The following is a 22,862-nucleotide window of genomic DNA, read 5'->3' as shown; positions in this document are numbered from 1 at the left end:
GACGACAGGTAGACTCGAAGCCATGGCCGACCCCCAGGAGCAACCCGCCGACCTGCCCGGATGCCCCACCGAGGGCACCGGACTGCTGCCCGCCGAGCTGCGCGCCTGGATGCTGCTGCTCGCCGCGACGGGAGCCGTGGAACAGCGGCTGCGCACGGTCGTGAAGGAGAAGCTGGACGTCTCGCACGACGAGTTCCTGGTGCTGTGCCTGCTCGCCGAACAGCCCGAGGGCGGCCTGCGCATGACCCGGGTCGCGGAACTCCTCGGCCGCCCCAAGACCCGCCTCACCTACCAGATCGCCTGTCTCCAGCACGCCGGCCTCGTCACCCGCCGGTCGGTCTGCGGCGACAAACGCGGCATCGAGGTCGCCCTCACCGACAAGGCCCGCCGCCTCCTGACCGAGACCTCCGGCGCACTCGCCGAGACGGTCACCGAGGGCCTGGCCCGCTTCATGGGGCCGGACCAGTGCGCGGCGATGCGCGGGCTGGTGCCGGACCTCGCCCAGGAGCCCCACCGGGGGTGAGGGACCGGGCGGTTCACCGCCACGCGCTCGGGGGTACCCGGCGCCTGCTCGTCCCGACATCAGCAGGAGGCCTCATGGGCGCGTTGGACCTGCCCGATCCTGTCGTCCGCCACCAGGTGGGCGGTCCGCCGGTCGACGTGGGGGCGCTCGCGGAGGCGTTGCGGGCCCGGGTCGACGGTGAGGTGCGGTTCGACGGGGGAAGCCGGGCCGCGTACTCGACGGATGCCTCCAACTTCCGGCAGACGCCGATCGGTGTGGTGGTGCCGAGGACGCCCGAGGCGGCGGTCGAGGCGGTGGCCGTGGCCCGCGAGCACGGGGCGCCGGTGCTGTCCCGGGGCGGTGGGACCAGTCTGGCCGGACAGTGCACCAACACCGCCGTGGTGATCGACTGGTCGAAGTACTGCGACCGGCTGGAGTCGGTGGACGCCGAAGGGCGCACCTGCGTCGTGCAGCCCGGCATCGTCCTGGACGAACTCAACCGGCAACTCGCCCCGACCGGACTGCGCTACGGCCCCGAGCCCGCCACCCACCCCAACTGCACCCTCGGCGGCATGATCGGCAACAACTCCTGCGGCGCCACCGCCCAGGCGTACGGCAAGGTCGTCGACAACATCGCCCGGCTGGAGGTGCTGCTCTACGACGGCACCCGGTTCTGGTGCGGCGAGACCGACGACGAGGAGTACGCCGAGATCGAGCGGCAGGGGGATCCGCGGGCGTCGGTGTACCGGCGGTTGCGGGCGCTGCGCGACCGGTACGGGGACGAGGTCCGGCGCCGCTTCCCCGACATCCCGCGCCGCGTCTCCGGCTACAACCTCGACTCCCTGCTGCCGGAGCACGGTTTCGACGTCGCCGGGCTGCTGGTCGGCAGCGAGTCGACGCTCGTGACCGTACTCCGTGCCGAACTGGAACTCGTGCCGGTGGTGAAGGAACGCACCCTGGTGGTGCTGGGGTTCCCCCGGATCGACGAGGCCGCCGAGGCCGTGCCGGACATCCTGCCGCACGAGCCGATCGCGCTGGAGGGCGTCGACCACCGGCTGATCCACGACCAGCGGCTCAAGCACCTCAACCCCGAGGCCCTCGGCGAACTCCCCGACGGCCGGGCCTTCTTGATGGTGCAGTTCGGCGCCGACACCGTCGAGGAGGCGGACGACCGGGCCCACCGGATGCTGGACGCGCTGCACGAGAGCGACCACGACCCCGAGGTGGCGTTCCTCGACGACCCCGGCCACGAACAGGAGCTGTGGCAGGTCCGGGAGTCCGGGCTCGGCGCCACCGCGCACGTGCCGCACCGACCCGACACCTTCGAGGGCTGGGAGGACTCGGCCGTGCCGCCGGAACGGCTGGGCGAGTACCTGCGCCGACTGCGCCGGCTGTACGAGGAGTTCGGCTACCTCAGCGACACCGGGCCCAGCCTCTACGGCCACTTCGGGCAGGGCTGCGTGCACACCCGGATCCCCTTCGACCTGTACAGCGCCGAGGGCGTGGCCGCCTACCGGCGGTTCATGGAGCGGGCGGCCGATCTGGTCGCCGAGTTCGGCGGCTCGTTCTCCGGGGAGCACGGCGACGGCCAGAGCCGGGGCGAGTTGCTGCCCCGGATGTTCGGGGAGGAACTGGTCGAGGCGTTCGGGCGGCTCAAGGCCGTCTTCGACCCGCTGAACCGGATGAACCCCGGGAAGGTCGTGGCGCCGTACGGGCTGGACCGCAATCTGCGCCTGGGCGGCGACTGGGCGCCCGAGGACCGGCGCGACCTGCACTTCCGCTTCCCGCACGACGGCGGGTCCTTCGCGGAGGCGGCCAACCGGTGCGTCGGCGTCGGCAAGTGCCGGCAGCTCACCAACGACGGCGGCTCGGTGATGTGCCCCTCGTACCAGGTGACGCGGGAGGAGGAGCACTCCACGCGCGGACGCGCCCGGCTGCTGTTCGAGATGCTCGACGGGCACGGCGACAGCGCCATCGGCGACGGCTGGCGCTCGGCGGAGGTCAAGGACGCCCTCGACCTGTGCCTCGCGTGCAAGGGCTGCAAGCAGGACTGCCCGGCCGATGTCGACATGGCGACGTACAAGGCGGAGTTCCTGTCCCACCACTACCAGGGGCGGCCCTGGCGCCGGCCGCGCTCGGACCTGTCGATGGGCTGGCTGCCGGCGCTCGCCCAGGCGGTCGGACGGACCCGGCTCGGGCCGGTCGTCAACGCGCTCACCCACACCCCGCCCCTGTCCAGGGCCGCGGTCGCCGCGGCCGGGGTCGCGGACCGGGAGGTGCCGCTGTTCGCGGGGCAGACGCTCCAGCAGTGGTTCCGCGACCGCGGGCCGGAGGGCGACGGGCGGCGCGGCACGGTCCTGCTGTGGCCGGACACCTTCACCAACCACTTCCACCCGCACATCGGCCGGGCGGCCGTCGCGCTGCTGGAGCACGCGGGCTGGCGGGTCGAGCTGCCCACCGAGCCGCTGTGCTGCGGTCTGACCTGGATCTCCACCGGCCAGCTCGGCATCGCCGAACGCGTCCTCACCCGGACCGTCCGGCATCTCGCCGAGCACGTCCGCGCGGGCGGCCTGGTGGTGGCGCTGGAGCCGAGCTGCACGGCCGTGTTCCGCTCCGACGCCGCGGAGCTGTTCCCGGGCGACCGGGATGTACGCCGCCTGCGCGAGCAGACGGTGACCCTCGCGGAACTGCTCACCGAGCACTCCCCCGGCTACGAGCCCCCACAGGTCCCCGAGCGGTCCGCGCGGGCGCTGGCACAGGTGCACTGCCACCAGCACGCCGTACTCGGCTGGGACGCCGACCGGGAGCTGCTGCGCCGGGCCGGGGTGGACGCGGAGCGGCTGGAGGCCGGCTGCTGCGGACTGGCCGGCAACTTCGGCTTCGAACGCGGTCATCTCGACGTCAGCGAGGCGTGCGCGGAACGCGTGCTGCTGCCCCGGCTGCGCGCCGAGGAGGCGCAGACGGTGGTCCTGGCCGACGGCTTCAGCTGCCGTACGCAGATCCACGAGCTGGACAGCGGCGGCCACGAGGGCGTGCACCTGGCGGAACTCCTGGCCTCGGCGCTGCCAGGCGCCCCGGGCAGCGCGTACGGCGTCGCCCCCGGTGCCCGGCCCGCGCCCCCGGGCCGGGGGGCCAGGGCGCTGGCGCTGGCCGGTGCGGGACTGGCCGCCGCGGGTGTCACCGCCGGGCTGGTGCGCGGGCTGCGCCACCGGGGCGCTCGAGCGGCCGTCTCTACAGCGTCGTAGAATTCGGGCGGGAACACGGGGACGCCGACGAGCGTTGGCCCGAGTGCACACCTCTCTTAAGGAGCGACTCCTTGTCCGCCAGACCGACGGACCCCCCGGGGCACAGTCCCCGACCATCCCGCCTCGACACCAGTGATCGCGGCACACGGCGGGGTGGTGTTCTGTGAGTGCCGTCCAGGCTCTGCTGGGCCTGCTCGCCGTGTTCGTGCTGACCGCCGGCACCGGCTACTTCGTCGCCCAGGAGTTCGCCTACGTCTCCGCCGACCGGCTGGCCCTCGCCCGCGCGGCCGAGGCCGGGGACCGCGGGGCCGTCCGCGCCCTGAAGGTGCTGGAGCGGCTGTCGTTCATGCTGTCGGGCGCCCAGCTCGGCATCACCGTCACCGGACTGGTCGTCGGCTTCATCGCCGAACCCTCGGTGTCCGCGCTGCTCAGACCCGCCCTGTCCGGGCTGGGCCTGCCCGACGCGGCCGTGAGCGGCATCGCCGTCGTGCTCGCCTTCGTACTGGCCACGGTCGTGCAGATGGTGCTGGGCGAGCTGGCGCCGAAGAACCTCGCGATCGCCGTGCCGGAGCGGCTGGCGAAGGCGCTGGCCCCGTCCACGCTGGCGTATCTGAAGATCGTCGGCCCGGTGGTGCGGATCTTCGACAACGCGGCGAACAAGCTGCTGCGCAAGGTCGGCATCGAGCCGGTCGAGGAACTGCACCACGGCGCGACGCTGGAGGAGCTCGGCCATCTGATCGGCGAGTCCCACGAGCAGGGCGCGCTGCCCAAGGACACCGCCGCGCTGCTGGACCACGCGCTGGAGTTCTCCGAGCGCACCCTGCACGAGGTGATGGTGCCGCGTGCCGACGCCGTCTTCGTCCGCACGGACGCCGGCGCCGACGAGGCGGTCGGCCTGATCGCCGCGCACGGCCATTCCAACTACCCGGTCCTCGGTGACCACCCGGACGACATCGTGGGCGTGCTGGGGGTGCGCGAGCTGATGGCGCTGCCCGCCGCCCGCCTCGCCACCGCCACCGCCGGTGCGGTGGCGCGCCGTCCGCTGCTGCTGCCGGACACCCTGGCGCTGCCGGACGCGGTGACACGGATGCGGGAGCAGGACGACGAGTTCGCGGTCGTCCTCGACGAGCACGGCGGCGTGGCGGGCATCGTCACGTACGAGGACATCGCCGAGGAGCTGGTCGGTGACATCGCGGACGAGTCCGACACCGTCACCGTGCTCGCCGTCGCGGACGGCGACGGCTGGCTGGTGGACGCCGGACGCCGGCTGGACGAGGTCGCCGAGGCGACCGGTGTCCGGCTGCCGGAGGACGACGACTACGACACCGTGGCCGGCCTGGTCGTGGACCGGCTCGGCCGGTTCCCGACGGTGGGCGACCGGGTCACGGTCGAGCTGCCCGAGGGCGGCCGGGCCGTGATCGACGTCCGCACGCTCGACCGGCACGTGGCCGACCGGGTGCGGATCAGCCCGCTGGTGGAAGCCGAGGAGATGGCGTGAGTTTCCCGATGGCGGTCTTCGTGACCGTGCTGCTGCTGATCGGCAGTGGCTTCTTCGTGGCGGCCGAGTTCGCCCTGGTCGCCGCCAAGCGGCACCGCATGGAGAAGGCGGCGGCCGAGGGGCGGCGCGGGGCCGGAGCGGCGCTGGCCGGTATGCGTGAGCTGTCGCTGATGCTGGCCGGTGCCCAGCTGGGCATCACCGTGTGCACGCTGGGCCTCGGTTCGGTGTCGAAGCCGGCGATCTCGCACGAGCTGGACCCGCTGCTGCACACGCTGGGGCTGCCCAGCGCCGTGAGCTACGGCGTGGCGTTCGCCCTGGCGATGGTCGTGGTGGTGTTCCTGCACATGGTGGTCGGTGAGATGGCCCCGAAGTCGTGGGCGATCGCCCACCCGGAGCGCTCGGCGATGCTGCTGTCGCCGCCCTTCCGGGCCGTGGTGCGGGCCGTGCGTCCGCTGATCCGGCTGCTCAACGCGGTGAGCAACGCGCTGGTACGGCTGTGCCGGGTGGCCCCGCGCGACGAGCTGGCCCCGGTGCACGACCGGGAGCAGCTGACCCACCTGGTGGAGGAGTCGGAGCGGCTCGGGCTGATCAGCGCGACCGACTCGGAGCTGCTGACCCGCTCGCTGACCGAGCCGGAGACGCCGATCGCCACGCTGGCCGTACCGGCCGCGCGGATCACCTGGGTCGAGGGCGGCGCGGACGTCGACGCCCTGCTGCGGCTGGCCGCCGGCCATGACCGCACCCGGCTGCTCGTCCGGGAGGACGGCGCCGTCCTCGGCTCCGTGCACGCCCGTGACGCCCTGGTGGCCCGGGCCCGGGGCCGGGCCAGGACCGCCCGCGAGCTGGCCCGCCCGGTGCCCGAGCTGACGGAGGCCACCACGGTCGCCGACGCGATCGAGGTGCTGCGCCGCCGCCGGTCGTCCCTGGCCGTCGTCCGCGACAGCGGCGGCCGGCTGACCGGCCTGGTCACCCTGGACGACCTGCTGGCCCGGCTGATGCAGCCGGCGGCGGCCTGACGAGGGCGGCATGACGGCGGCGGCCTGACGAGGGCTGCCTCACGGGGGCGGCCTCACAGGGGTGGCCTCACGGAGGCGGGGGCCGAACCTCCAGCACATCTGCACACCGCGGGCCAGGATGCCGCGGTGCGGCCCGTTTCGGGCACCAAGTCCGGGGCACGTCATGGGAACTTGGCGCCGAAGTGCCCGCTTCGGAATTCGGGGCGCAATACCCCCGCCCACGGCCCGTCGACGGGGCGTGTGAAGAAATGCGCCTGTTCGGTGTGCCCTCGGTCATGACAGTGAAGGCGTTCGGCGAAAAGTGGGACGCGGCGCGGGCATCCGACTGGCCGTCGAGCGGCGGGGAGTGCTTTGATCCTCCGCACGGCGGAGCCGCCGGTACGGAAACCCGGTTCTTCGAACCGGCGATCACCGACGCTCCTCGCCAATGCGACATTCACGCGAAGGGAAACACCCCCATGAACAACACCCCCCGGGTCGACATCGCCGAGCTGTCGGACGCGGACCTGGAGCAGGTCTCCGGCGGCAACGCGGGCGCCGGTGCCTCCGCGGGTCTTGCGGGCGGCCTCGCGGGCGGCCTCTCCGCCGGCCTGGTCGGCCCGCTGACCGCCGAGGTCTGCGGTGGTCTGCAGGCGGCGCTGTCGACGGAGGGCGCCACGGCCGGCGGCAGCGCGGGCATTCACACGGCCTCGCTCTGACGAACCCCCTGCGAAGGGCCCCGGGATCGATTCCCGGGGCCCTTCGTGCTGCCCACGGTCGCAATGTTGGGGAATTCGCGAAGCACGTGACGGAAATATGTACACGACGGGGGTGGGTAACACCGCGGAAGGGAATGACGCAGACTTACACGGGCCCCTCAGACCCGGCTGTAAAGCGATAGGACCATCCCTGTGAAACCCGACTCGACCCGGAACGAAGAACTTCCCATCTACGAGAGCCTCGTACGCGAACGCGGTGACGTCGTGCAGGAGGCTCGCGTGGTGTCCGAGGAGACGCAGCACCAGGCGACGCAGGCACTGCACGGTGTCACGTCAGCGGGTCATGCCCCCAGTTCATGAGTGAGTGGCGCCACCGGGTGTCCCGGACGTCGCCGGCGGGCCGCTGGGCCAGGTGCCGGCGGACGTAGCCGACGACCTTGCGCATGTGCTGGTAGTCGTCGTCCGTGAGGTCGCCCTTCCTGGCCCGCAGGATCGCCACGATCCGCCGGCCGGAGGCGTGCCCGGTGGACTCGCCCCCGTCCTGACTCTGTCCGGCGTTCCGCGACCGGTCGGAGGCCAGCCACTTCTCCAGTTCGGCCGGTGACATGTTCACCAGCTCACGGAAGTCGCTCCAGGTCTCCTCGCGCTCCCCGCCGTCCACGCCGCCTCACTTCTTCTTCTTGAGCGCGGACGGCTTGTGCACGGCGGTCCTGCCGGACTTGTCGCTGCGGACCTCGTACTGCGGATCCTCGGGCGAGGCGTCGACCGTGCGGCCAGCTGCCCGGGTCCGCTCGGTGATCTCCTGCTCCACCTCGCCCTCGACCTGGCTGCCGTGACTGCTCCAGGTGACCTTGTCGCCCTTCTCGGGCTTCCCGCTCCCACCGCGGTGATTCGCCATGCCCGTGCTCCCTCGCGGAGATGTGTGCTGTCTCTCCAGCGTGCGGGCCGGCCGGTCACCCCGCAGCTCGGCGGAAAGCCCACTCCATCCCGGGTTCGGTCACGCAACGGAAGAACCGCCGTACGGTCGGTGTGCACAGCGCGGTCATCACCGCGGCCGCCACGGCCGTGACGACGACCACGCCCACCGGCTCCCGCACCCAGGCCGGCTCGTACCAGCCCCAGTACTTCGCGGCCTGCGCGAGGAAGCCGTGCAGCAGATAGCCGGACAGCGTGCCCGCGCCGAGCACCGTGAACCAGGTTCTGCGCCCGGGCACCCAGGCCAGGAAACAGGCGACCAGGACGACCGAGCAGCCGAAGGCGGCCAGTGTCATCACCGGCCCGTACCAGGAGGGGGCGGCCAGGCCCCTGGCGCTGTCGGCGTGGAAGAACCAGGCGTAGTTCATCCGCGGCACCGCCCAGTACGCCACTCCCAGGGCACACCCGGCCACCGGCACGGCGAGGATCCGTGCCTCGCGGCGGCGCACCAGCCGGAAGTGCTCCGGCCGCAGCAGCAGGCCGAACACGAAGTACGGCAGGAACTGCAGGGTGCGCTGGAGGTCGAGGTCGTTGCCGACGGACGGGGAGAGCGTCGCCAGCATCGCGACGACCAGGGCGAGCGGCAGCGGCCACCGCACCCGCCGCCAGATCGGCGTGGTCAGCCGCCAGACGAACAGCGCCGCCAGGAACCAGGTCAGGTAGAGCGGGTCCAGCAGGCTGATCGGCCGGTCGGGGTCCTCGCTCGTGACGCGGGTGAACAGGGTGTAGGCCGTCTCGAAGACCACGTACGGCACGACGACGCCGGTGACCAGACGCTTGAGGCGCCCCGGGCTCCCGTCGAAGGTGCGTGAGAAGTAGCCGGAGATGATGATGAACGCCGGCATGTGGAAGGCGTAGACGATCATGTACAGGGCGGTGAGGGCCCTGCTGTCCGGCCGCAGCGGCTCCCAGGCGTGCCCCACGGCCACCAGCACGATCGCCAGGTACTTGGCGTTGTCGAAGAACGCGTCCCGCTGCCTCACCGGGCGGGCCGGCGCGGCCTGTTCCGTACTCCGGGACTCCCGGGCTTCCTCGGCCGCCGGGCGGGCCGTGCTCACCGTGTCACTCACGAGCCCTCCCGAAGCGACTCGAAGCGGCGGTGCCTCGTCTTGCCGGGAGTAAAGGGGTGGGGTCTGCGCAGAACATCGCCCGCACCCTAATCACAGGGCCGTACCTTCGTTCAACTCGTAACGGGAGTGGCTCGCTTGGGTTCATGCCCTCGTATACGTGCCCGGACCGGGGTTCGTCTCCCGGGGGGGGCGGCGGTGCCCTACGGCGGCTCAGGTCTCCTTCCACACCAGTACGGTCAGCACCGCGCTCGCGACGGTGACCGGAGCGGCGGACTGGTTCAGCAGCCGGACGCGCATGCTGCGGCCGGACGCGAGCCGCTTCGTCAGGGGTACGACCGCGAAGGTGCCGCCACCGGTCCCGACGACCTCGTGGATCGGGTGGTCCGCGCGGTGCTGGTCGCCTTCGTACTCCGACATGCGTGCCTGGACGACCGAGCCCGCCGGCAGCCCGTCGACGTGCAGGCCGAGGCTCCCGCTGAATCGGGCCGGGCCACGGGCGAAGACGCTCCCGCCACTGGCGTGGTCGCCGGTCTCGTCGGCCCACTCCGAGGTGAACTCGATCGAGTCCCAGGCGCCGGGCGCGAGCTGGTACTGCCCGGCGACACCGAGGTTGACGTACTGGGGCATGGGGTCCTCTCCTTTCCACCGGCCCGCCGGCCGGGCCAGGGCGTCGGCGACGTCACGGCGGAAGTCGGCCATGTCGAATCCGCGGGGGTCGACCTTCCAGTCGCTCCACTCCAGGTGGCCGATCGTGCTCTTGGCGCCCCAGCCGTGCGCGCGGCACACGGCGGCGGTGGCCTTGACCATGGCGACGTACTGGACCTCCGGCCACGGGTCCTTGCCGTCGCCCTTGTTCTCGCACTCCCAGCCGTAGAAACGGGCGTTGCCGTCGACCGCGCCGGCCGAGCCGTCATGTTCGTGCGTGGCGGGTGGGTACGTGCCGTACGACTCGCCGATGACGGCGTTCAGCACGTCGCCGTCGCCGCCGCCGGCGTGGTTGGCCCGGCCGTTGCCGGTCAGGTGGACCACGCCGTCCTTGGTGATGCAGCCGGTGGCGAGCGGACCGGGCAGGGCGCTGTGGCCGTGGTAGATCAGGTCGACGACGTCCGTGCCGGGGCCGGTGACGGTGTGATGGACGATCACACCGTGCACGGGACCCCACGGGCCCTTGTGGTTGCGGTTGTTGGTGCGCCAGCCACCGACCTCGTGTACGGCGCAGCCCTCGGCCTTCAGCGCGGCGACGAGCCGGTCGGCGGTGAGCGGAGTGGCCATGAGTCAGTCCTCCGTTCCGGCGCGTGCGTGCCGGTCAGAAGAGGATGCGATCGCATCTGGGGAGCCTGCTTTCACATTCTTCCGCCGCTCGACTCCTCGCTCACCTCACCGGCGCCACGTCCGTGAAATCGGCGGGATTACGACGCTGCCGCACCGGGCGCGGCAGGGGCGCTGTCAGTGGCCCGGCTAGGGTCCGCTGCCATGAGCATCCCCGCCGTCGAGGAGTCCTGGGCCCGCGTCGACGCCTGGCTGGCCCGGCACGCTCCGCGCACCCACGCCACCCTGCGTCCACCGGCGCCACGGGCCGGCATCGAGGCGGCCGAGCGCACCCTCGGGGTGCCGTTCCCTCCGGACCTGGTGGCGTCGCTGCGCTGCCACGACGGGGTGGAACTCGGTGACGGCGCAATGGAGTTGGCGTCCTACGGGGCGCTGTGCGCAGTCGCGGACATCGTGCGGAGCGCGACTCTCCTCGGAGGTGTCACGGAGGAAGCCGAAGAGGGCGCCGAGCGGCTGCCCCTCACCCGGGGCAGCGCGCGAGGGGCCTCGGACGCCCTGTTCCTCGCCTGTCGCCCCGGACCTCACCACGGCCGGGTGGTGGGCTACTTCGACGGGTTCGTGCCCTGCCTTCCGCCCTCGCCCTCGCCTTCTCTGCGTCACTTTCTGGCCGACTTGGCAGAAGCCCTGAACGGCGGCTTCCCTTTTCTCGGGCACACCCCCTCGGCCGAGGACGGAAGGCTCGTGTGGGAGACGGAGAGGACGGTGCCCGCCGACCCGGTCTCCCCGCTCACGCACGCCGGCACGCTCGCCGAACCGGAGTCGGACCCGCCGGCCCTGCGGCGGCCGGTCTTCCCGGACGACGCGGGTACCCCGCCGCCATCGCAGGGGTCGGGGACGCAGAGGCTCTCCTTCGTCCGCACCGGCCGCTCCCGTCCCGCGCCGCTCCCGGACCAGCCTGACGTCGTGTTCGCCGCCGGCCTGACGCCGGACGAGATGCTGCGCCGGCTCGGCGCGGTCCCCGGCACCGTCCGGCCGCGCGACCGACGGCAGGCGCAGCGGGCGGTGGAGTCGGCGTGGGCCGCGCACCGGCCCCTGGTCCGCGCCGGGGAGCGCGGTGGCTGGGCGTTCGCCACACTGGAGGGCGGTGCCGCGCAGTTCGCCCGGCCCGCGGTGCTGCGCGCCCTGTCGGCCGGCACGCGGGTGGTGGTCCTGACCAGGCAGGGGCCGGAGGTCGCTCTCACCTTCGCCGAGGACGGCGTGCCCTGCCCGCAGGAGCGGACCCGGCGCGTCATGTCGCCGCGGAAGCCCCACACCGCGGGCGGGTCCTGGGCGCGGCGCCTCGGCGTGGACCTCTGGCCCGGCTCCACCGCCGCCTACACCCGCTTCCTGGCCGTGCTGGAACAGGAGTTCGGCATCATCTACGACCCGGCCGAGGAGGGACCGACGGAGCTGACCGGTGCGCTGCTGCTGCCCCTCCTGGACGACCTGCCGGAAGCGGAGGACGAACCACCGGCGCGGGTGGGGGACTTCGACCTGGCCCGGCTCGTGGAGAGCACGCCGCCTCAGCGTCTGCGCGTCGCCGTCGCGGCCCAGCTGTCCCGGCTGGCGTCGGAGACGGGCATCGACGCCTACCCGGAGGTGGCCGAGGCCCTGGACCGGATCCACCGCGGTCTGCCCGTCCGCTGTGACCAGGGCGATCCCCTGGGCGTACGGATGCGCACACTGACCGCGGAGGTCCACGCGGCCCGGGAGCTGCTGCGCGATGACGGCACCGGGCCCGTGTCCGTGTCCGGCGAGGACCTCACCGCGTGGGTCGCCCGGGACCACGCGGCCCACGCGCTGCGCGAGTTCGTCCGGCTCCCCCTCCTGGCCGCTGCCGCGACGATCCTCCAGCAGCGCGCCTCCTTCCGCCGGGACGAAGGCGCCGAGGACGTCCGCGAGGCGTGATCCGGCGGGAGCCCGGTCCGGCCAGGGCCGGGGCGTCTCGTCCGGTTCCGGCGCGGCGGCGGCAGCCGTACGGTGTTCCCGTCGTGCCGCCGTCAGGTCTTGGCCAGCAGGGCCCGCAGCGCGATGTCGAGCTCCAGGACGTTCACGCGGGGCTCGCCGATGAAGCCGAGGGTGCGGTCCTCGGTGTGGTCGTCCACGAGCCTCTGGACCCGGGCGACGGACAGGCCGTTCCTCTCGGCGACCCGGTGGACCTGGAGGTCCGCGTACTGCGGCGAGATGTCCGGGTCCAGGCCGGACCCGGAGGAGGTGACGGCGTCGGCGGGCACCTGGGAGGGCCTCACCTTGAACCGGGCGGTGGAGTTCTCCTCGACGACCTTGGTCTTGGCCTCCTCCACCGACCTGATCAGCTTCGGGTTGTCGGCGGAGAGGTTGGTGGCACCGGAGAGGACCAGCTTGTACCGGGTGTTGACCGAGTTGGTCCCCAGTCCGTTCGCCGGCCGCGGCTGGAAGTAGCCCGGGCCGTAGTCCTGCTGGCCGATGAGGGACGAGCCGACGATCCTGCCGTCCGCCCTGACCTGCGAGCCGTTCGCCTTGTCATGGAAGAGCGCCTGCGCCACGCCCGTCACCGCGAGCGGATAGAGGACACCGGTCAGCAGGGTCAGTACGAGGAGGGCGCGCAGGCCCGCCCCGAGCAGTCGGGCCGTGTTCACGACGGAGTTGTTCATGGTCCTTCAGCACGCTTTCGAGAAGTTACAGCCCGGGGATCGAAGAGATGAGGAGGTCGATGAGCTTGATGCCGATGAACGGCGCGATCAGACCGCCCAGCCCGTAGATCGTGATGTTGCGCCGCAGCATGCGGTCCGCGCTGACCGGCCGGTACCGCACGCCCCTCAGGGAGAGCGGCACCAGCGCGATGATGATCAGCGCGTTGAAGACGACCGCCGAGAGGATCGCGGAGTCCGGCGAGGACAGGCCCATGATGTTGAGTCTGTCCAGGCCCGGGTAGACCGCAGCGAACAGTGCCGGGATGATCGCGAAGTACTTGGCGACGTCGTTGGCTATGGAGAACGTCGTCAACGCTCCCCGGGTGATGAGGAGTTGCTTGCCGATCCCGACGATCTCGATGAGCTTGGTCGGGTCGGAGTCGAGGTCGACCATGTTGCCGGCCTCCTTCGCGGCCGACGTGCCCGTGTTCATCGCCACGCCCACGTCCGCCTGCGCGAGAGCCGGGGCGTCGTTGGTGCCGTCGCCGGTCATCGCGACCAGCTTGCCGTCCGCCTGCTCGCGTTTGATGAGGGCCATCTTGTCCTCGGGGGTGGCCTCGGCGAGGAAGTCGTCGACCCCGGCCTCGTCGGCGATCGCCTTCGCGGTGAGCGGGTTGTCGCCCGTGATCATGACGGTCTTGATGCCCATGCGCCGCAGTTCCCCGAACCGTTCGCGCATGCCGTCCTTGACGACGTCCTTGAGGTGGATGACGCCCAGGACGCGTGCCCCGTCGGAGTCCTCGACCGCCACCAGCAGCGGCGTGCCGCCCGCCTCGGAGATGCGGGCGGCGATGCCGTCCGCGTCCCCGGCGACCGTGCCGCCCCGCTCCTTCACCCAGGCGGCGACGGACCCGGCCGCGCCCTTGCGGACCCGGCGGCCGCCGATGTCGACGCCGGACATCCGGGTCTGCGCGGTGAAGGCGATCCAGTCGGCGCCGACGAGCTGCCGTTCGCGCAGGCCGTATCTCTCCTTCGCGAGGACGACGACGGAGCGGCCCTCCGGCGTCTCGTCGGCCAGCGACGACAGTTGGGCCGCGTCGGCCAGTTCGGCCTCGGCGGTGCCCGCCACCGGTACGAACGCGGCGGCCCTGCGATTGCCGTAGGTGACCGTGCCGGTCTTGTCCAGCAGCAGCGTCGACACGTCCCCGGCCGCCTCGACGGCACGCCCGGACATGGCCAGCACGTTCCGCTGGACCAGCCGGTCCATGCCGGCGATGCCGATCGCGGAGAGCAGCGCGCCGATCGTCGTCGGGATGAGGCAGACCAGCAGGGCCACCAGCACCACCATCGTCAGGTGCGTGCCCGCGTAGCCGGCGAAGGGCGGCAGGGTGGCGCAGGCCAGCAGGAAGACGATCGTCAGCGAGGCGAGCAGGATGTTGAGCGCGATCTCGTTGGGCGTCTTCTGCCTGGCGGCGCCCTCGACGAGATTGATCATCCGGTCGATGAACGTCTCGCCCGGCCTCGTGGTGATCCTGATGACGATCCGGTCGGAGAGGACCTTGGTGCCGCCGGTGACGGCCGAGCGGTCGCCGCCGGACTCCCGGATGACCGGGGCGGACTCGCCGGTGATCGCCGACTCGTCGACCGACGCGACGCCCTCGACGACGTCGCCGTCGCCGGGGATGACGTCACCGGCCTCGCAGGCGACCAGGTCGCCGATCCTCAGCTCGGTGCCGGGTACGACGCTGCCGTCCATCTTGCGGGCCACGCTGTCCGTCTTGGCCCTGCGCAGGGTGTCGGCCTGCGCCTTGCCCCGGCCCTCGGCGACCGCCTCCGCCAGGTTGGCGAAGACGACCGTCAGCCACAGCCAGGCGCTGATGGTCCAGCCGAACCAGTCGCCCGGGTGCGCGCAGGAGAAGACGGTGGTCAGCAGGGAGCCGATCCACACCACGAACATCACGGGCGACTTGACCATCACCCGCGGGTCGAGCTTGCGGAGGGCTTCGGGCAGCGAGGTGAGCAGTTGCCCGGGGTCGAACAGGCCCGCTCCGACACGGCCTTCGGGAGCCTTCCGGCCCGTCGGGTCGTCCCTGTGGGGTGCGAGGGTGGGAGTGGACATGGCGTCCTCTCGGGGTTCGGTACGGGGGGTCATGACGCCAGCCCCTCGGCCAGCGGGCCCAGCGCGAGTGCCGGGAAGTACGTCAGACCGGTGATGACGAGGATCGCGCCCACCAACAGCCCGGTGAACAGCGGCTTCTCCGTCCGCAGCGTGCCCGCGGTGACCGGCACCGGTCTCTGTCCGGCGAGCGAACCGGCCAGCGCCAGCACGAACACCATGGGCAGGAAGCGGCCGAGCAGCATCGCCAGTCCGAGCATGGTGTTGTACCAGTCGGTGTTCGCGTTCAGGCCGGCGAAGGCCGAGCCGTTGTTGTTCGCGGCGGAGGTGAAGGCGTACAGCACCTCCGAGAAGCCGTGCGCGCCGGAGTTCAGCATCGAGTGCGGCGGGGTCGGCAGCGCCATGGAGGCGGCGGTGAGGACGAGCACCAGCGCCGGGGTGATCAGGATGTAGCAGGCCGCCAGCTTGATCTCGCGGGTGCCGATCTTCTTGCCCAGGTACTCCGGCGTACGGCCCACCATCAGGCCGGCGATGAACACCGCGATGACGGCCATGATCAGCATGCCGTAGAGGCCGGAGCCGGTGCCGCCGGGCGCGATCTCGCCCAGCATCATGCCCAGCAGGGCGACGCCACCGCCGAGGCCGGTGAACGAGGAGTGGAAGGAGTCGACCGCGCCGGTCGAGGTGAGCGTGGTCGACACGGCGAAGATCGACGAGGAGCCGACGCCGAAGCGGACCTCCTTGCCCTCCATCGCGCCACCGGCGGCCTGGAGCGCCGGGCCGTGGTGGGCGAACTCGGCCCCCATCATCAGGGCTGTGAATCCCAGCCAGATGGTGAACATCGTGGCGAGGACGGCGTAGCCCTGCCTCACCGAGCCGACCATGACCCCGAAGGTGCGGGTCAGGGCGAACGGGATCACCAGGATCAGGAAGATCTCGAAGAGGTTGGTGAAGGGCGTCGGGTTCTCGAACGGGTGGGCGCTGTTGGCGTTGAAGTAGCCGCCGCCGTTCGTGCCCAGCTCCTTGATGGCCTCCTGCGAGGCGACCGCACCGCCGTTCCACTGCTGCGAGCCGCCCGTGAACTGGCCGACCTCGTGGATCCCGGAGAAGTTCTGGATGACCCCGGACGCCATGAGGACGATCGCGGCCACCACGGCCAGCGGCACCAGGATCCGCACGGTGCCGCGCACCAGGTCGGACCAGAAGTTCCCGAGCTCACCGGTGCGCGATCGGGCGAAGCCCCGCACCAGCGCGATCGCGACGGCCATGCCGACGGCCGCGGAGACGAAGTTCTGCACCGCGAGACCGGCCGTCTGCACGACGTGCCCCATGGTCTGCTCGCCGTAGTACGACTGCCAGTTCGTGTTGGTCACGAACGACACGGCCGTGTTGAACGACTGCGCCGGGTTCACCGAGTCGAAGCCGAGCGAGCCGGGCAGCACGCCCTGGAGCCGCTGGAGCAGGTAGAGGAACAGCACCCCGGCCGCCGAGAAGGCGAGGACGCCCCTCAGGTAGGCCGGCCAGCGCATCTGGGTGTCCGGGTCGGCACCGATGCTCCGGTAGATCCACCTCTCGACCCGCCAGTGCCGGTCGGAGGAGTAGACACGGGCCATGTATGCGCCGAGGGGGATGCAGGCGAGCGCGAGGGCCGCCACGAGGGCGAGCAGTTGAAGCACGCCGGCAAGTACGGGACTCATCGCCGCTCAGAACCTCTCGGGGAAGAGCAGAGCGAGGACGAGATAGCCCAGCAGGGCGACGGCCACCACCAGGCCGACAGCGTTCTCGGCGGTCACAGCTTCGTCACCCCCTTGGCGACGAAGGCCACGAGCGCGAACAGCGCGATCGTGGTGACGACGAAGGCCAGATCGGCCATCGCGGACTCCTGGAGTGGGTTTCGGGAGGGCAACGGACTCTTCGAGGAAACCGCTCCGTGGCCGGATCCGGTCGTCCGTTGACGGCTCCCTTACGGCGACGCCCGCCCCTTTGACGGGACCCATACGGCCCTCGACCGGCAGCGGCCGGCGGGCACGTACATACCCGAGTGCGCCGTTTCGCCGGTCACCGGACCGTCGGGGCCGCCCCTGGCTCGCAGGCGACGCGGGCGGTCCGGCCGTGGCCGCAGTGGACGACACGGTCGCCGAGCCCGATGCGGTCCGCCTCGGCCAGGAACGCCGTCAGCGGCGACTTCATGACCGTGTAGTCGCCGTAGTGCACGGGGAGCAGCAGCCGGGGGTCGAGGCGCCGGGCCAGTTCCGCTCCCTGGGCGCCGTCCATGGTGACCACGAACCCGCCGGGGAGCGTGGTGCCGCCCAGGTGGAGGAGGGCCAGATCGGCGGCCGGGAAGCGCCTGGCGATCTCGTCCAGGCCGTCGTACACGAGCGTGTCGCCGGAGATGTACAGCCGCATCCGGACCGGTCCCCCGACGGGGCCGAACTCCAGCATGCTGCCCATCACCGGCGGCAGCAGCCCGCGCAGCACCGCGTGGCCGGCGTGCCGGCCGGGCAGCGCCGTGATCCTGACCTGTGCACCACCACGCTGGAGACTGAGCCCGTGCCAGGCGCGCAGTCCGGCGGTGCGGCGGAAGCCCTGCACCACCCTGAGCCGGCGGGCCGCGTGCGGTGTGGTCAGCACCGGCACCGAGCGGTCCAGGTGCCGGCGGGCCCGGCGGTCCCAGTGGTCCCCGTGCAGGTGCGACAGCACGATGCCGTCGAGGCGGGGCAGCTCGTGCACGTCGAGGGCCGGTTCCGTCAGGCGCCGGCTCAGCAGGCCGTATCCGAGGTGGGCGTACTGCCCGCGGTGGAGGAAGTTCGGGTCCGTGAGCAGGGTGAGCGGCCCGTACGACAGCAGGACGGTCGCGTTGCCGATGAAACGGACGTCGACCGCGGCGTCGGCGAGGTTGTCGGTGGTCCCTGACATGGCCGCCCTCTCCTCGTGGAGGGCGGAGTACCCGTGACGGGCCGGCTCACTCGGCCGTCGCCAGACCGGGTTCCGGTTGGGGTTCCGACCGCGGCGCCGGTACGGCCTTCGGCTCCCACAGGTTGATGGTCCGTACGTAGCCGTAGATCACCGAGCCCATCGCCAGCAGGACGAGCGGCCCGAACAGCCACGGACGTGCGGCCATCTCCGTCGGCAGGTAGCGGTAGGAGACCAGGAGCGCGCCGAAGACCGTCGTCCCGTAGGCGACCAGCCGGGTTCCCGACCGGTCCCAGCCGCGTTCGAGCGAGCGCAGTGCCGCCTCGATCGTGAGCGTGAAGACCACCCCGGCCACGAGGTCCACGCCGTAGTGGTAGCCGAATCCCAGCGTCGCGGTGAGCGTGGCGATCAGCCAGAAGGTGCCGGCGAAGCGCAGGGCGCGGGGGCCCTTGCGGGAGTGGATGAAGATCGCGGTGGCCCAGGCGGTGTGCAGGCTGGGCATGCAGTTGCGGGGGGTGATCCCGTCGAACGGCATCGCCTGCGGGGCGTAGGCCGGCGGCGGAACGTCCGGCCACAGGTTGGCCAGCGCCCAGTGCGAGGTGGCCGGCGCGTCCGACCACCACAGGCTCATGCCGTCCCAGTGCTCGGTGCCGGTGCCGTAGGCGTAGATCGGTCCGACGACCGGGAAGATCATGTAGATGCCGGGTCCCAGGAGGCCGATCACGAGAAAGGTGCGCACCAGGTGGTGGCTCGGGAAGCGGCGCTCGACCGCCACGTTGCGCAGCTGGTACAGCGCCACGAGGACCGCGGCCACCGCGAGCTGCCCGTAGACGAGGTCGAGGATGTTGAAGCCGATCGACCCGCTGGCCATGACGATCCGGCCCACCAGCCACGACGGGTTGCCCAGCGCCTGGTCGGCGGTCGCCACGTACTGGTCGAGCACCATCGGGCGGGCCTTGGACGTGATGAACAGCCAGGTGTCGCCGGTCTTGCGGCCGGCCACCAGCAACAGGCCCAGCCCGACGCCCTTCAGCAGCAGGACGCGTTCCGCGCCGGTGCGGCGGGTGAGCGCGATGACTCCGTAGCCGAGCAGTACCCACAACGCGCCGTTGCCGAAGGGGTGGCCCTCGGTGATCTTGATGCCGGCCGCCCACCGCACCAGCTGGAAGACGACGTCGATGCCCATCGCGATGCCGAGCGCGACGAAGCGCTGCCGCCAGGTGAGCACCACCATCATCAACGCCATGCCGGCGTACAGCAGGGCGCCCGACTTCGGCGCGACGATCACTTCGCGCACCTGGCGGGTGATCGGCCCCGGCACGTCGTAGTGGCGCGCGACGAACTCGAGCGCTATGAGGAAGCCGAGGGCCACGGCGCCCGCCGCGGCCCACAGTATGCCCCTGCGTCTGGTCGGCGAGGGTATTCGCGTGGATATAGGCATCAATTGTCTTATTCGGTTTGCGTGTTGTTAAGTGAGTAGATCATCTCTCGTAGGTGATCGTCGCACGATCGAACATGTTATCGGAGTGGTGTGCCCCAGGTTGGTCGGTTCCGGGACTTTCCACGATCGTTCAGCTGGCGTTGAGCAGCGAGGAGCAGGCGTAGAGACGCTCCACGACCTGCTTGGTGACCGAGCTGTTGTCGCCCAGCCAGATCGGCCCGGCCAGGACGAGGATGTCCGCCGCCATCACCTTCCCGTACAGGCCCGGCCAGGCGTCCGTGGCGAAGCCGTGCTCGGTCACGTCCGGGTAGACGCCGGGCGCGATGTCATGGTTGACCGCACGGATCACGTCGGTGGTCACACCGGCGGCGTCCATGATGGCCCGGCTCTTGTCGATCAGGCCCTGGCACGGCGTCACCGGAGGAGGCGGCTGTCGTCATGGGGGCAGCGCCCCAAGTGATGCCCCGTTTGTCCCGGTTCGACGCACCGTGCACGACCTTACGGAGTCATGACGCCTGGGCGCGGCCCCGTGGCCCGGGACCGGTGCGGGCCTAGCGTGGCCGTATGCGCGTACTGGTCACCGGCGGTGCCGGGTTCATCGGGTCCCACGTCGTCACCACGCTCCGGGAACGGGGGCACGAGACGGTCGTGTTCGACGTGCGGGAGGACCCCGGAGCCGACGTGCGGGATCCGGCGGCCGTCCGCCGCGCCCTGTCCTGTGTGGACGCCGTGTGTCACCAGGCGGCGATGGTCGGGCTCGGCGACGGGGTCGCCGACGCGGCGGAGTACGTCTCGCACAACGACCTCGGGACCGCCGTGCTGCTCGCCGGCATGGCGGAGGCAGGCGTACGGCGTCTCGTACTGGCCGGGTCGATGGTGGTGTACGGGGAGGGGCGGTACGAGTGCCCCCGGCACGGGGTCGTCCGGCCCGAGCCGCGTGCCGTCGCCGACCTCGACGCGGGGCGGTTCGAGCCGCCGTGTCCGGTCTGCGGGGCGGACCTCGCCCCCGGGCTGGTCGGCGAGGACGCTCCGGCCGATCCACGGAACGTGTACGCGACGACCAAGCTCGCCCAGGAGCACCTGGCCGCCGCATGGGCCCGCTGCACCGGCGGATCGGCGGTGTCGCTGCGCTACCACAACGTGTACGGACCGGGCATGCCCCGCGACACCCCCTACGCCGGGGTCGCCTCCTTCTTCCGCTCGGCGCTCGCCCGGGGCGAGGCGCCGCGCGTGTACGAGGACGGGCGGCAGCGGAGGGACTTCGTGCACGTCCGGGACGTGGCGGCGGCCAACCTGGCTGCCGTGGAGGCCCCGTCGCCCACAGGTGCGCTCACGGCGTACAACACCGGCAGCGGTGACCCGCACACCGTCGGCGAGATGGCGCGTGCGCTGGCCGCCGCGTACGGCGGGCCCGAACCGGTCGTCACCGGCGAGTTCCGGCTCGGCGACGTCCGGCACATCACCGCGGACTCGGCACGGCTGCGGGACGGGCTGGGATGGAAGCCCGAGGTCGGGTTCGAGGAGGGCATGGCGGAGTTCGCGCGGGCCGGGATGCGGACCGCATAGCCCCTTGAGCCGGTGGTGCTGCCCGCATCAGAGAGAAGCGGCAGCGGGCAGCACCACCTCGAAACGGCAGCCGCCGGGGATGTTGCGTACCGTCGCCCGGCCCTGGTGGGCCTCCACGATCCCGCGGACGATGGCGAGGCCCAGGCCCGCGCCGGCCGGGGGCGTCCGGGCGTGCGTGCCGCGCCAGCCGGTGTCGAAGACACGCGGCAGGTCCTCCTCGGGGATGCCGCCGCAGGCGTCCGTCACCGACAGCACCACGCCCTCGGCGGAACGCTCCGCGGCGATGGCGACCGTGCCGTCGGCCGGGGTCCGGCGGATGGCGTTGACCAGCAGGTTGCCCAGCACCCGGCTCATCTCCTTGCCGTCCACCTCCACCGGCACCGGCTCGACACGGCCGCCCACCAGCCGCACCCCGTGCTGCCGGGCGAGCGGGTCGGCCCCCGCCAGCGCGTCGCCGACCAGGTCGTACAGGGAGACGCGGGTGGGGGCGAGGGGAAGCGTGCCGGCGTGGATGCGGGAGAGTTCGAAGAGGTCTCCGACCATGTCGTTGAGGCGTTCGACCTCGGTGCGCATCTGCTTCAGGTAGCGGTCGGGGTCGGCGGCGACGCCGTCCTCCAGAGCCTCCGACATGGCGCGCAGACCGGCCAGCGGGGTGCGCAGGTCGTGCGAGATCCAGGCGACGAGTTCCCGCCGGGAGGTCTCCAGCGCGCGTTCCCGTTCCCTGGATTCGGCGAGCCGGGCGCTGGTGGCGGCCAGTTCGCGGCTCAGGGACTCCAGTTCGGCCGTGGCCGGCCCCTCGGGGGCGGCGAAGGCCCCGCCGTCGCCGAAGGAGCGCGCGGCCACGGCGAGCGCACGGCTGCGGGCCACGACCCAGCGGCCCAGCAGCAGCGCGGTGGCCAGGGAGACCACGGCCGCCATGGCGACGACGGTCGTGACGACGCTCAGGTCGTGCGCGGAGAGGAACATCGCCCAGGCGACGGCGAGCGTGCCGGCGAGCATCGCGACGACGCCGACCGCCGCGACCACGGCGAGCGAGGCGGTGAGCGAGCGGCGCCGGATCAGGCGCAGTGCGCCCGCACCGGCCAGACCGGTGGCCGCCGCGCCGGCGAAGGCGTACAGGGCGATGAGGAGGGTGTCGTTCACGATCCGTACCCCTCTTCGGTTGCTCCGGCGGCTCCGCCGGCTCCTCCTGTGGCGTCGAAGCGGTAGCCCACGCCCCACACGGTCTGGATCAGGCGGGGCCGGGCCGGGTCGTCCTCGACCTTGCCGCGCAGACGGCGGACGTGGACCGTGACGGTCGACAGGTCACCGAAGTCCCATCCCCACACCTCGCGCATCAGGTCCTCGCGGCCGAAGGCCCGCCCCGGATGGCGCAGGAAGAAGGAGAGCAGGTCGAACTCGCGCAGTGTGAGGGCGAGTTCGGTGCCGTTCTTGGTGGCGCGGCGGGCCGCCGGATCGACGGTCAGACCGGCCGCTCCCAGTCGGTGCCCGGGGGTGGCGGGCCTGCTGCGGCGCAGCACCGACTCCACGCGCAGGACCAGTTCGCGTGGGCTGAAGGGCTTGGTGACGTAGTCGTCGGCGCCGACCTCCAGGCCCAGGATGCGGTCGTCCTCGTCGCCGCGGGCGGTGAGCATGATGACCGGGACCGGCCCGTGCCCCCGCAGCCGCCGGCACACCTCCAGGCCGTCCATCCCGGGCAGCATCAGGTCGAGGACCACCAGGTCCGGCCGGTGCGCGGCGGCGCGGGTGAGGGCCGTGGGCCCGTCGTCCGCGCGGTCGACGAGGTATCCGGCGCGGTCCAGGTATCCGGCGACGACCTCGGCGACGGTCGGATCGTCGTCGACGACCAGGACCCGCGGGGGCCCGTCGGGGGTGTCCTCGTGCTGATGGGGCTGCTGCATG

The 22,862-nt window shown here is 72.0% G+C and carries 19 protein-coding genes and 1 pseudogene; 7 read left to right on the top strand and 13 right to left on the bottom strand.

Annotated features, from left to right (window positions below):
• The first annotated feature begins 22 nt into the window (after positions 1–22).
• From ABEA82_RS23905 to ABEA82_RS23885, 5 genes are all read left to right on the top strand, one after another.
• Positions 23–523, top strand: coding sequence for a MarR family winged helix-turn-helix transcriptional regulator (locus ABEA82_RS23905; protein WP_345663663.1), 501 nt, complete (start codon positions 23–25; stop codon positions 521–523).
• 74 nt (positions 524–597) lie between these two features.
• The gene (locus tag ABEA82_RS23900) at positions 598–3,747 is read left to right on the top strand and encodes an FAD-binding and (Fe-S)-binding domain-containing protein (RefSeq protein ID WP_345663662.1); all 3,150 of its coding nucleotides are present in this window, start codon (positions 598–600) and stop codon (positions 3,745–3,747) included.
• Between the two features lie 163 nt (positions 3,748–3,910).
• The gene (locus ABEA82_RS23895; RefSeq protein WP_345663661.1) at positions 3,911–5,245 is read left to right on the top strand and encodes a hemolysin family protein; all 1,335 of its coding nucleotides are present in this window, start codon (positions 3,911–3,913) and stop codon (positions 5,243–5,245) included.
• The gene (locus tag ABEA82_RS23890) at positions 5,242–6,261 is read left to right on the top strand and encodes a hemolysin family protein (protein ID WP_345663660.1); all 1,020 of its coding nucleotides are present in this window, start codon (positions 5,242–5,244) and stop codon (positions 6,259–6,261) included. Before ABEA82_RS23895 ends, ABEA82_RS23890 begins: the two co-directional genes overlap by 4 nt.
• A 458-nt stretch (positions 6,262–6,719) precedes the next feature.
• Positions 6,720–6,959: a hypothetical protein gene (locus ABEA82_RS23885; protein ID WP_345663659.1), complete on the top strand. Its 240-nt coding sequence runs from the start codon at positions 6,720–6,722 to the stop codon at positions 6,957–6,959.
• Positions 6,960–7,287: 328 nt separating this feature from the next.
• Here ABEA82_RS23885 and ABEA82_RS23880 read toward each other — a convergent pair whose 3' ends face one another.
• The 4 genes from ABEA82_RS23880 to ABEA82_RS23865 form a co-directional block, all read right to left on the bottom strand.
• A complete protein-coding gene (locus ABEA82_RS23880) occupies positions 7,288–7,620 on the bottom strand; it encodes a DUF3140 domain-containing protein (protein WP_345663658.1) in 333 nt (110 codons plus the stop codon).
• A gap of 6 nt (positions 7,621–7,626) precedes the next feature.
• Positions 7,627–7,857 (bottom strand): hypervirulence associated TUDOR domain-containing protein, encoded by a 231-nt coding sequence (locus tag ABEA82_RS23875; RefSeq protein ID WP_345663657.1) that lies wholly within the window; start codon positions 7,855–7,857, stop codon positions 7,627–7,629.
• Positions 7,858–7,912: 55 nt separating this feature from the next.
• The gene (locus ABEA82_RS23870; protein WP_345663656.1) at positions 7,913–9,004 is read right to left on the bottom strand and encodes an acyltransferase family protein; all 1,092 of its coding nucleotides are present in this window, start codon (positions 9,002–9,004) and stop codon (positions 7,913–7,915) included.
• A 210-nt stretch (positions 9,005–9,214) separates the two neighbouring features.
• Positions 9,215–10,276, bottom strand: a complete 1,062-nt coding sequence (locus ABEA82_RS23865; RefSeq protein WP_345663655.1) for an N-acetylmuramoyl-L-alanine amidase — start codon at positions 10,274–10,276, stop codon at positions 9,215–9,217.
• A 201-nt stretch (positions 10,277–10,477) separates the two neighbouring features.
• Between ABEA82_RS23865 and ABEA82_RS23860 the strand changes: the two genes are divergently transcribed.
• Positions 10,478–12,220: a hypothetical protein gene (locus tag ABEA82_RS23860; protein ID WP_345663654.1), complete on the top strand. Its 1,743-nt coding sequence runs from the start codon at positions 10,478–10,480 to the stop codon at positions 12,218–12,220.
• A gap of 92 nt (positions 12,221–12,312) precedes the next feature.
• On the opposite strand, the gene ABEA82_RS23855 is transcribed toward ABEA82_RS23860, so the two are convergent.
• The 7 genes and pseudogenes from ABEA82_RS23855 to ABEA82_RS23825 form a co-directional block, all read right to left on the bottom strand.
• A complete protein-coding gene (locus ABEA82_RS23855) occupies positions 12,313–12,945 on the bottom strand; it encodes a potassium-transporting ATPase subunit C (protein ID WP_345663653.1) in 633 nt (210 codons plus the stop codon).
• 25 nt (positions 12,946–12,970) lie between these two features.
• Positions 12,971–15,076, bottom strand: coding sequence for a potassium-transporting ATPase subunit KdpB (gene kdpB / locus ABEA82_RS23850; protein WP_345663652.1), 2,106 nt, complete (start codon positions 15,074–15,076; stop codon positions 12,971–12,973).
• Entirely contained in the window at positions 15,073–16,737 is a 1,665-nt protein-coding gene (gene kdpA, locus ABEA82_RS23845) for a potassium-transporting ATPase subunit KdpA (RefSeq protein WP_345663651.1), read from the bottom strand. The genes kdpB and kdpA overlap by 4 nt, the downstream gene beginning before the upstream one ends.
• Before the next feature lie 6 nt (positions 16,738–16,743).
• On the bottom strand, positions 16,744–16,833 hold the full coding sequence (gene kdpF / locus ABEA82_RS23840; protein ID WP_345663650.1) for a K(+)-transporting ATPase subunit F: 90 nt from the start codon (positions 16,831–16,833) through the stop codon (positions 16,744–16,746).
• A 265-nt stretch (positions 16,834–17,098) separates the two neighbouring features.
• Positions 17,099–17,956 carry an MBL fold metallo-hydrolase gene (locus ABEA82_RS23835; RefSeq protein WP_345663649.1) on the bottom strand — a complete coding sequence of 286 codons (858 nt, stop codon included), beginning with the start codon at positions 17,954–17,956 and terminating at the stop codon, positions 17,099–17,101.
• A 46-nt stretch (positions 17,957–18,002) separates the two neighbouring features.
• Positions 18,003–19,394 (bottom strand): phosphatase PAP2 family protein, encoded by a 1,392-nt coding sequence (locus ABEA82_RS23830; RefSeq protein ID WP_345663648.1) that lies wholly within the window; start codon positions 19,392–19,394, stop codon positions 18,003–18,005.
• Between the two features lie 139 nt (positions 19,395–19,533).
• Positions 19,534–19,803: pseudogene (locus ABEA82_RS23825) on the bottom strand (flavodoxin family protein); the annotation flags it as partial.
• Between the two features lie 155 nt (positions 19,804–19,958).
• Here ABEA82_RS23825 and ABEA82_RS23820 point away from each other — a divergent pair.
• On the top strand, positions 19,959–20,960 hold the full coding sequence (locus ABEA82_RS23820) for an NAD-dependent epimerase/dehydratase family protein (RefSeq protein WP_345663647.1): 1,002 nt from the start codon (positions 19,959–19,961) through the stop codon (positions 20,958–20,960).
• Positions 20,961–20,987: 27 nt separating this feature from the next.
• Here ABEA82_RS23820 and ABEA82_RS23815 read toward each other — a convergent pair whose 3' ends face one another.
• Together ABEA82_RS23815 and ABEA82_RS23810 are read right to left on the bottom strand one after the other, a co-directional pair.
• Positions 20,988–22,103: a sensor histidine kinase gene (locus ABEA82_RS23815; protein WP_345663646.1), complete on the bottom strand. Its 1,116-nt coding sequence runs from the start codon at positions 22,101–22,103 to the stop codon at positions 20,988–20,990.
• The gene (locus ABEA82_RS23810) at positions 22,100–22,861 is read right to left on the bottom strand and encodes a response regulator transcription factor (RefSeq protein WP_345663645.1); all 762 of its coding nucleotides are present in this window, start codon (positions 22,859–22,861) and stop codon (positions 22,100–22,102) included. Before ABEA82_RS23810 ends, ABEA82_RS23815 begins: the two co-directional genes overlap by 4 nt.
• Between the last annotated feature and the right edge of the window lies 1 nt (position 22,862).

The organism is Streptomyces venetus (genome assembly GCF_039540295.1).
Taxonomy (GTDB): Bacteria; Actinomycetota; Actinomycetes; order Streptomycetales; family Streptomycetaceae; genus Streptomyces; species Streptomyces venetus.
This window is presented reverse-complemented; position numbering and strand designations above follow the sequence as displayed.

Coding starts and splice junctions, on each gene's coding strand:
- ABEA82_RS23860 (WP_345663654.1), top strand. CDS start 10,478: ATGAGCATCCCCGCCGTCGAGGAGTCCTGGGCCCGCGTCGACGCCTGG.
- ABEA82_RS23855 (WP_345663653.1), bottom strand. CDS start 12,945: ATGAACAACTCCGTCGTGAACACGGCCCGACTGCTCGGGGCGGGCCTG.
- ABEA82_RS23865 (WP_345663655.1), bottom strand. CDS start 10,276: ATGGCCACTCCGCTCACCGCCGACCGGCTCGTCGCCGCGCTGAAGGCC.
- ABEA82_RS23830 (WP_345663648.1), bottom strand. CDS start 19,394: ATGCCTATATCCACGCGAATACCCTCGCCGACCAGACGCAGGGGCATA.
- kdpA (WP_345663651.1), bottom strand. CDS start 16,737: ATGAGTCCCGTACTTGCCGGCGTGCTTCAACTGCTCGCCCTCGTGGCG.
- ABEA82_RS23905 (WP_345663663.1), top strand. CDS start 23: ATGGCCGACCCCCAGGAGCAACCCGCCGACCTGCCCGGATGCCCCACC.
- ABEA82_RS23900 (WP_345663662.1), top strand. CDS start 598: ATGGGCGCGTTGGACCTGCCCGATCCTGTCGTCCGCCACCAGGTGGGC.
- ABEA82_RS23835 (WP_345663649.1), bottom strand. CDS start 17,956: ATGTCAGGGACCACCGACAACCTCGCCGACGCCGCGGTCGACGTCCGT.
- ABEA82_RS23885 (WP_345663659.1), top strand. CDS start 6,720: ATGAACAACACCCCCCGGGTCGACATCGCCGAGCTGTCGGACGCGGAC.
- ABEA82_RS23875 (WP_345663657.1), bottom strand. CDS start 7,857: ATGGCGAATCACCGCGGTGGGAGCGGGAAGCCCGAGAAGGGCGACAAG.
- kdpB (WP_345663652.1), bottom strand. CDS start 15,076: ATGACCCCCCGTACCGAACCCCGAGAGGACGCCATGTCCACTCCCACC.
- ABEA82_RS23810 (WP_345663645.1), bottom strand. CDS start 22,861: ATGCAGCAGCCCCATCAGCACGAGGACACCCCCGACGGGCCCCCGCGG.
- ABEA82_RS23820 (WP_345663647.1), top strand. CDS start 19,959: ATGCGCGTACTGGTCACCGGCGGTGCCGGGTTCATCGGGTCCCACGTC.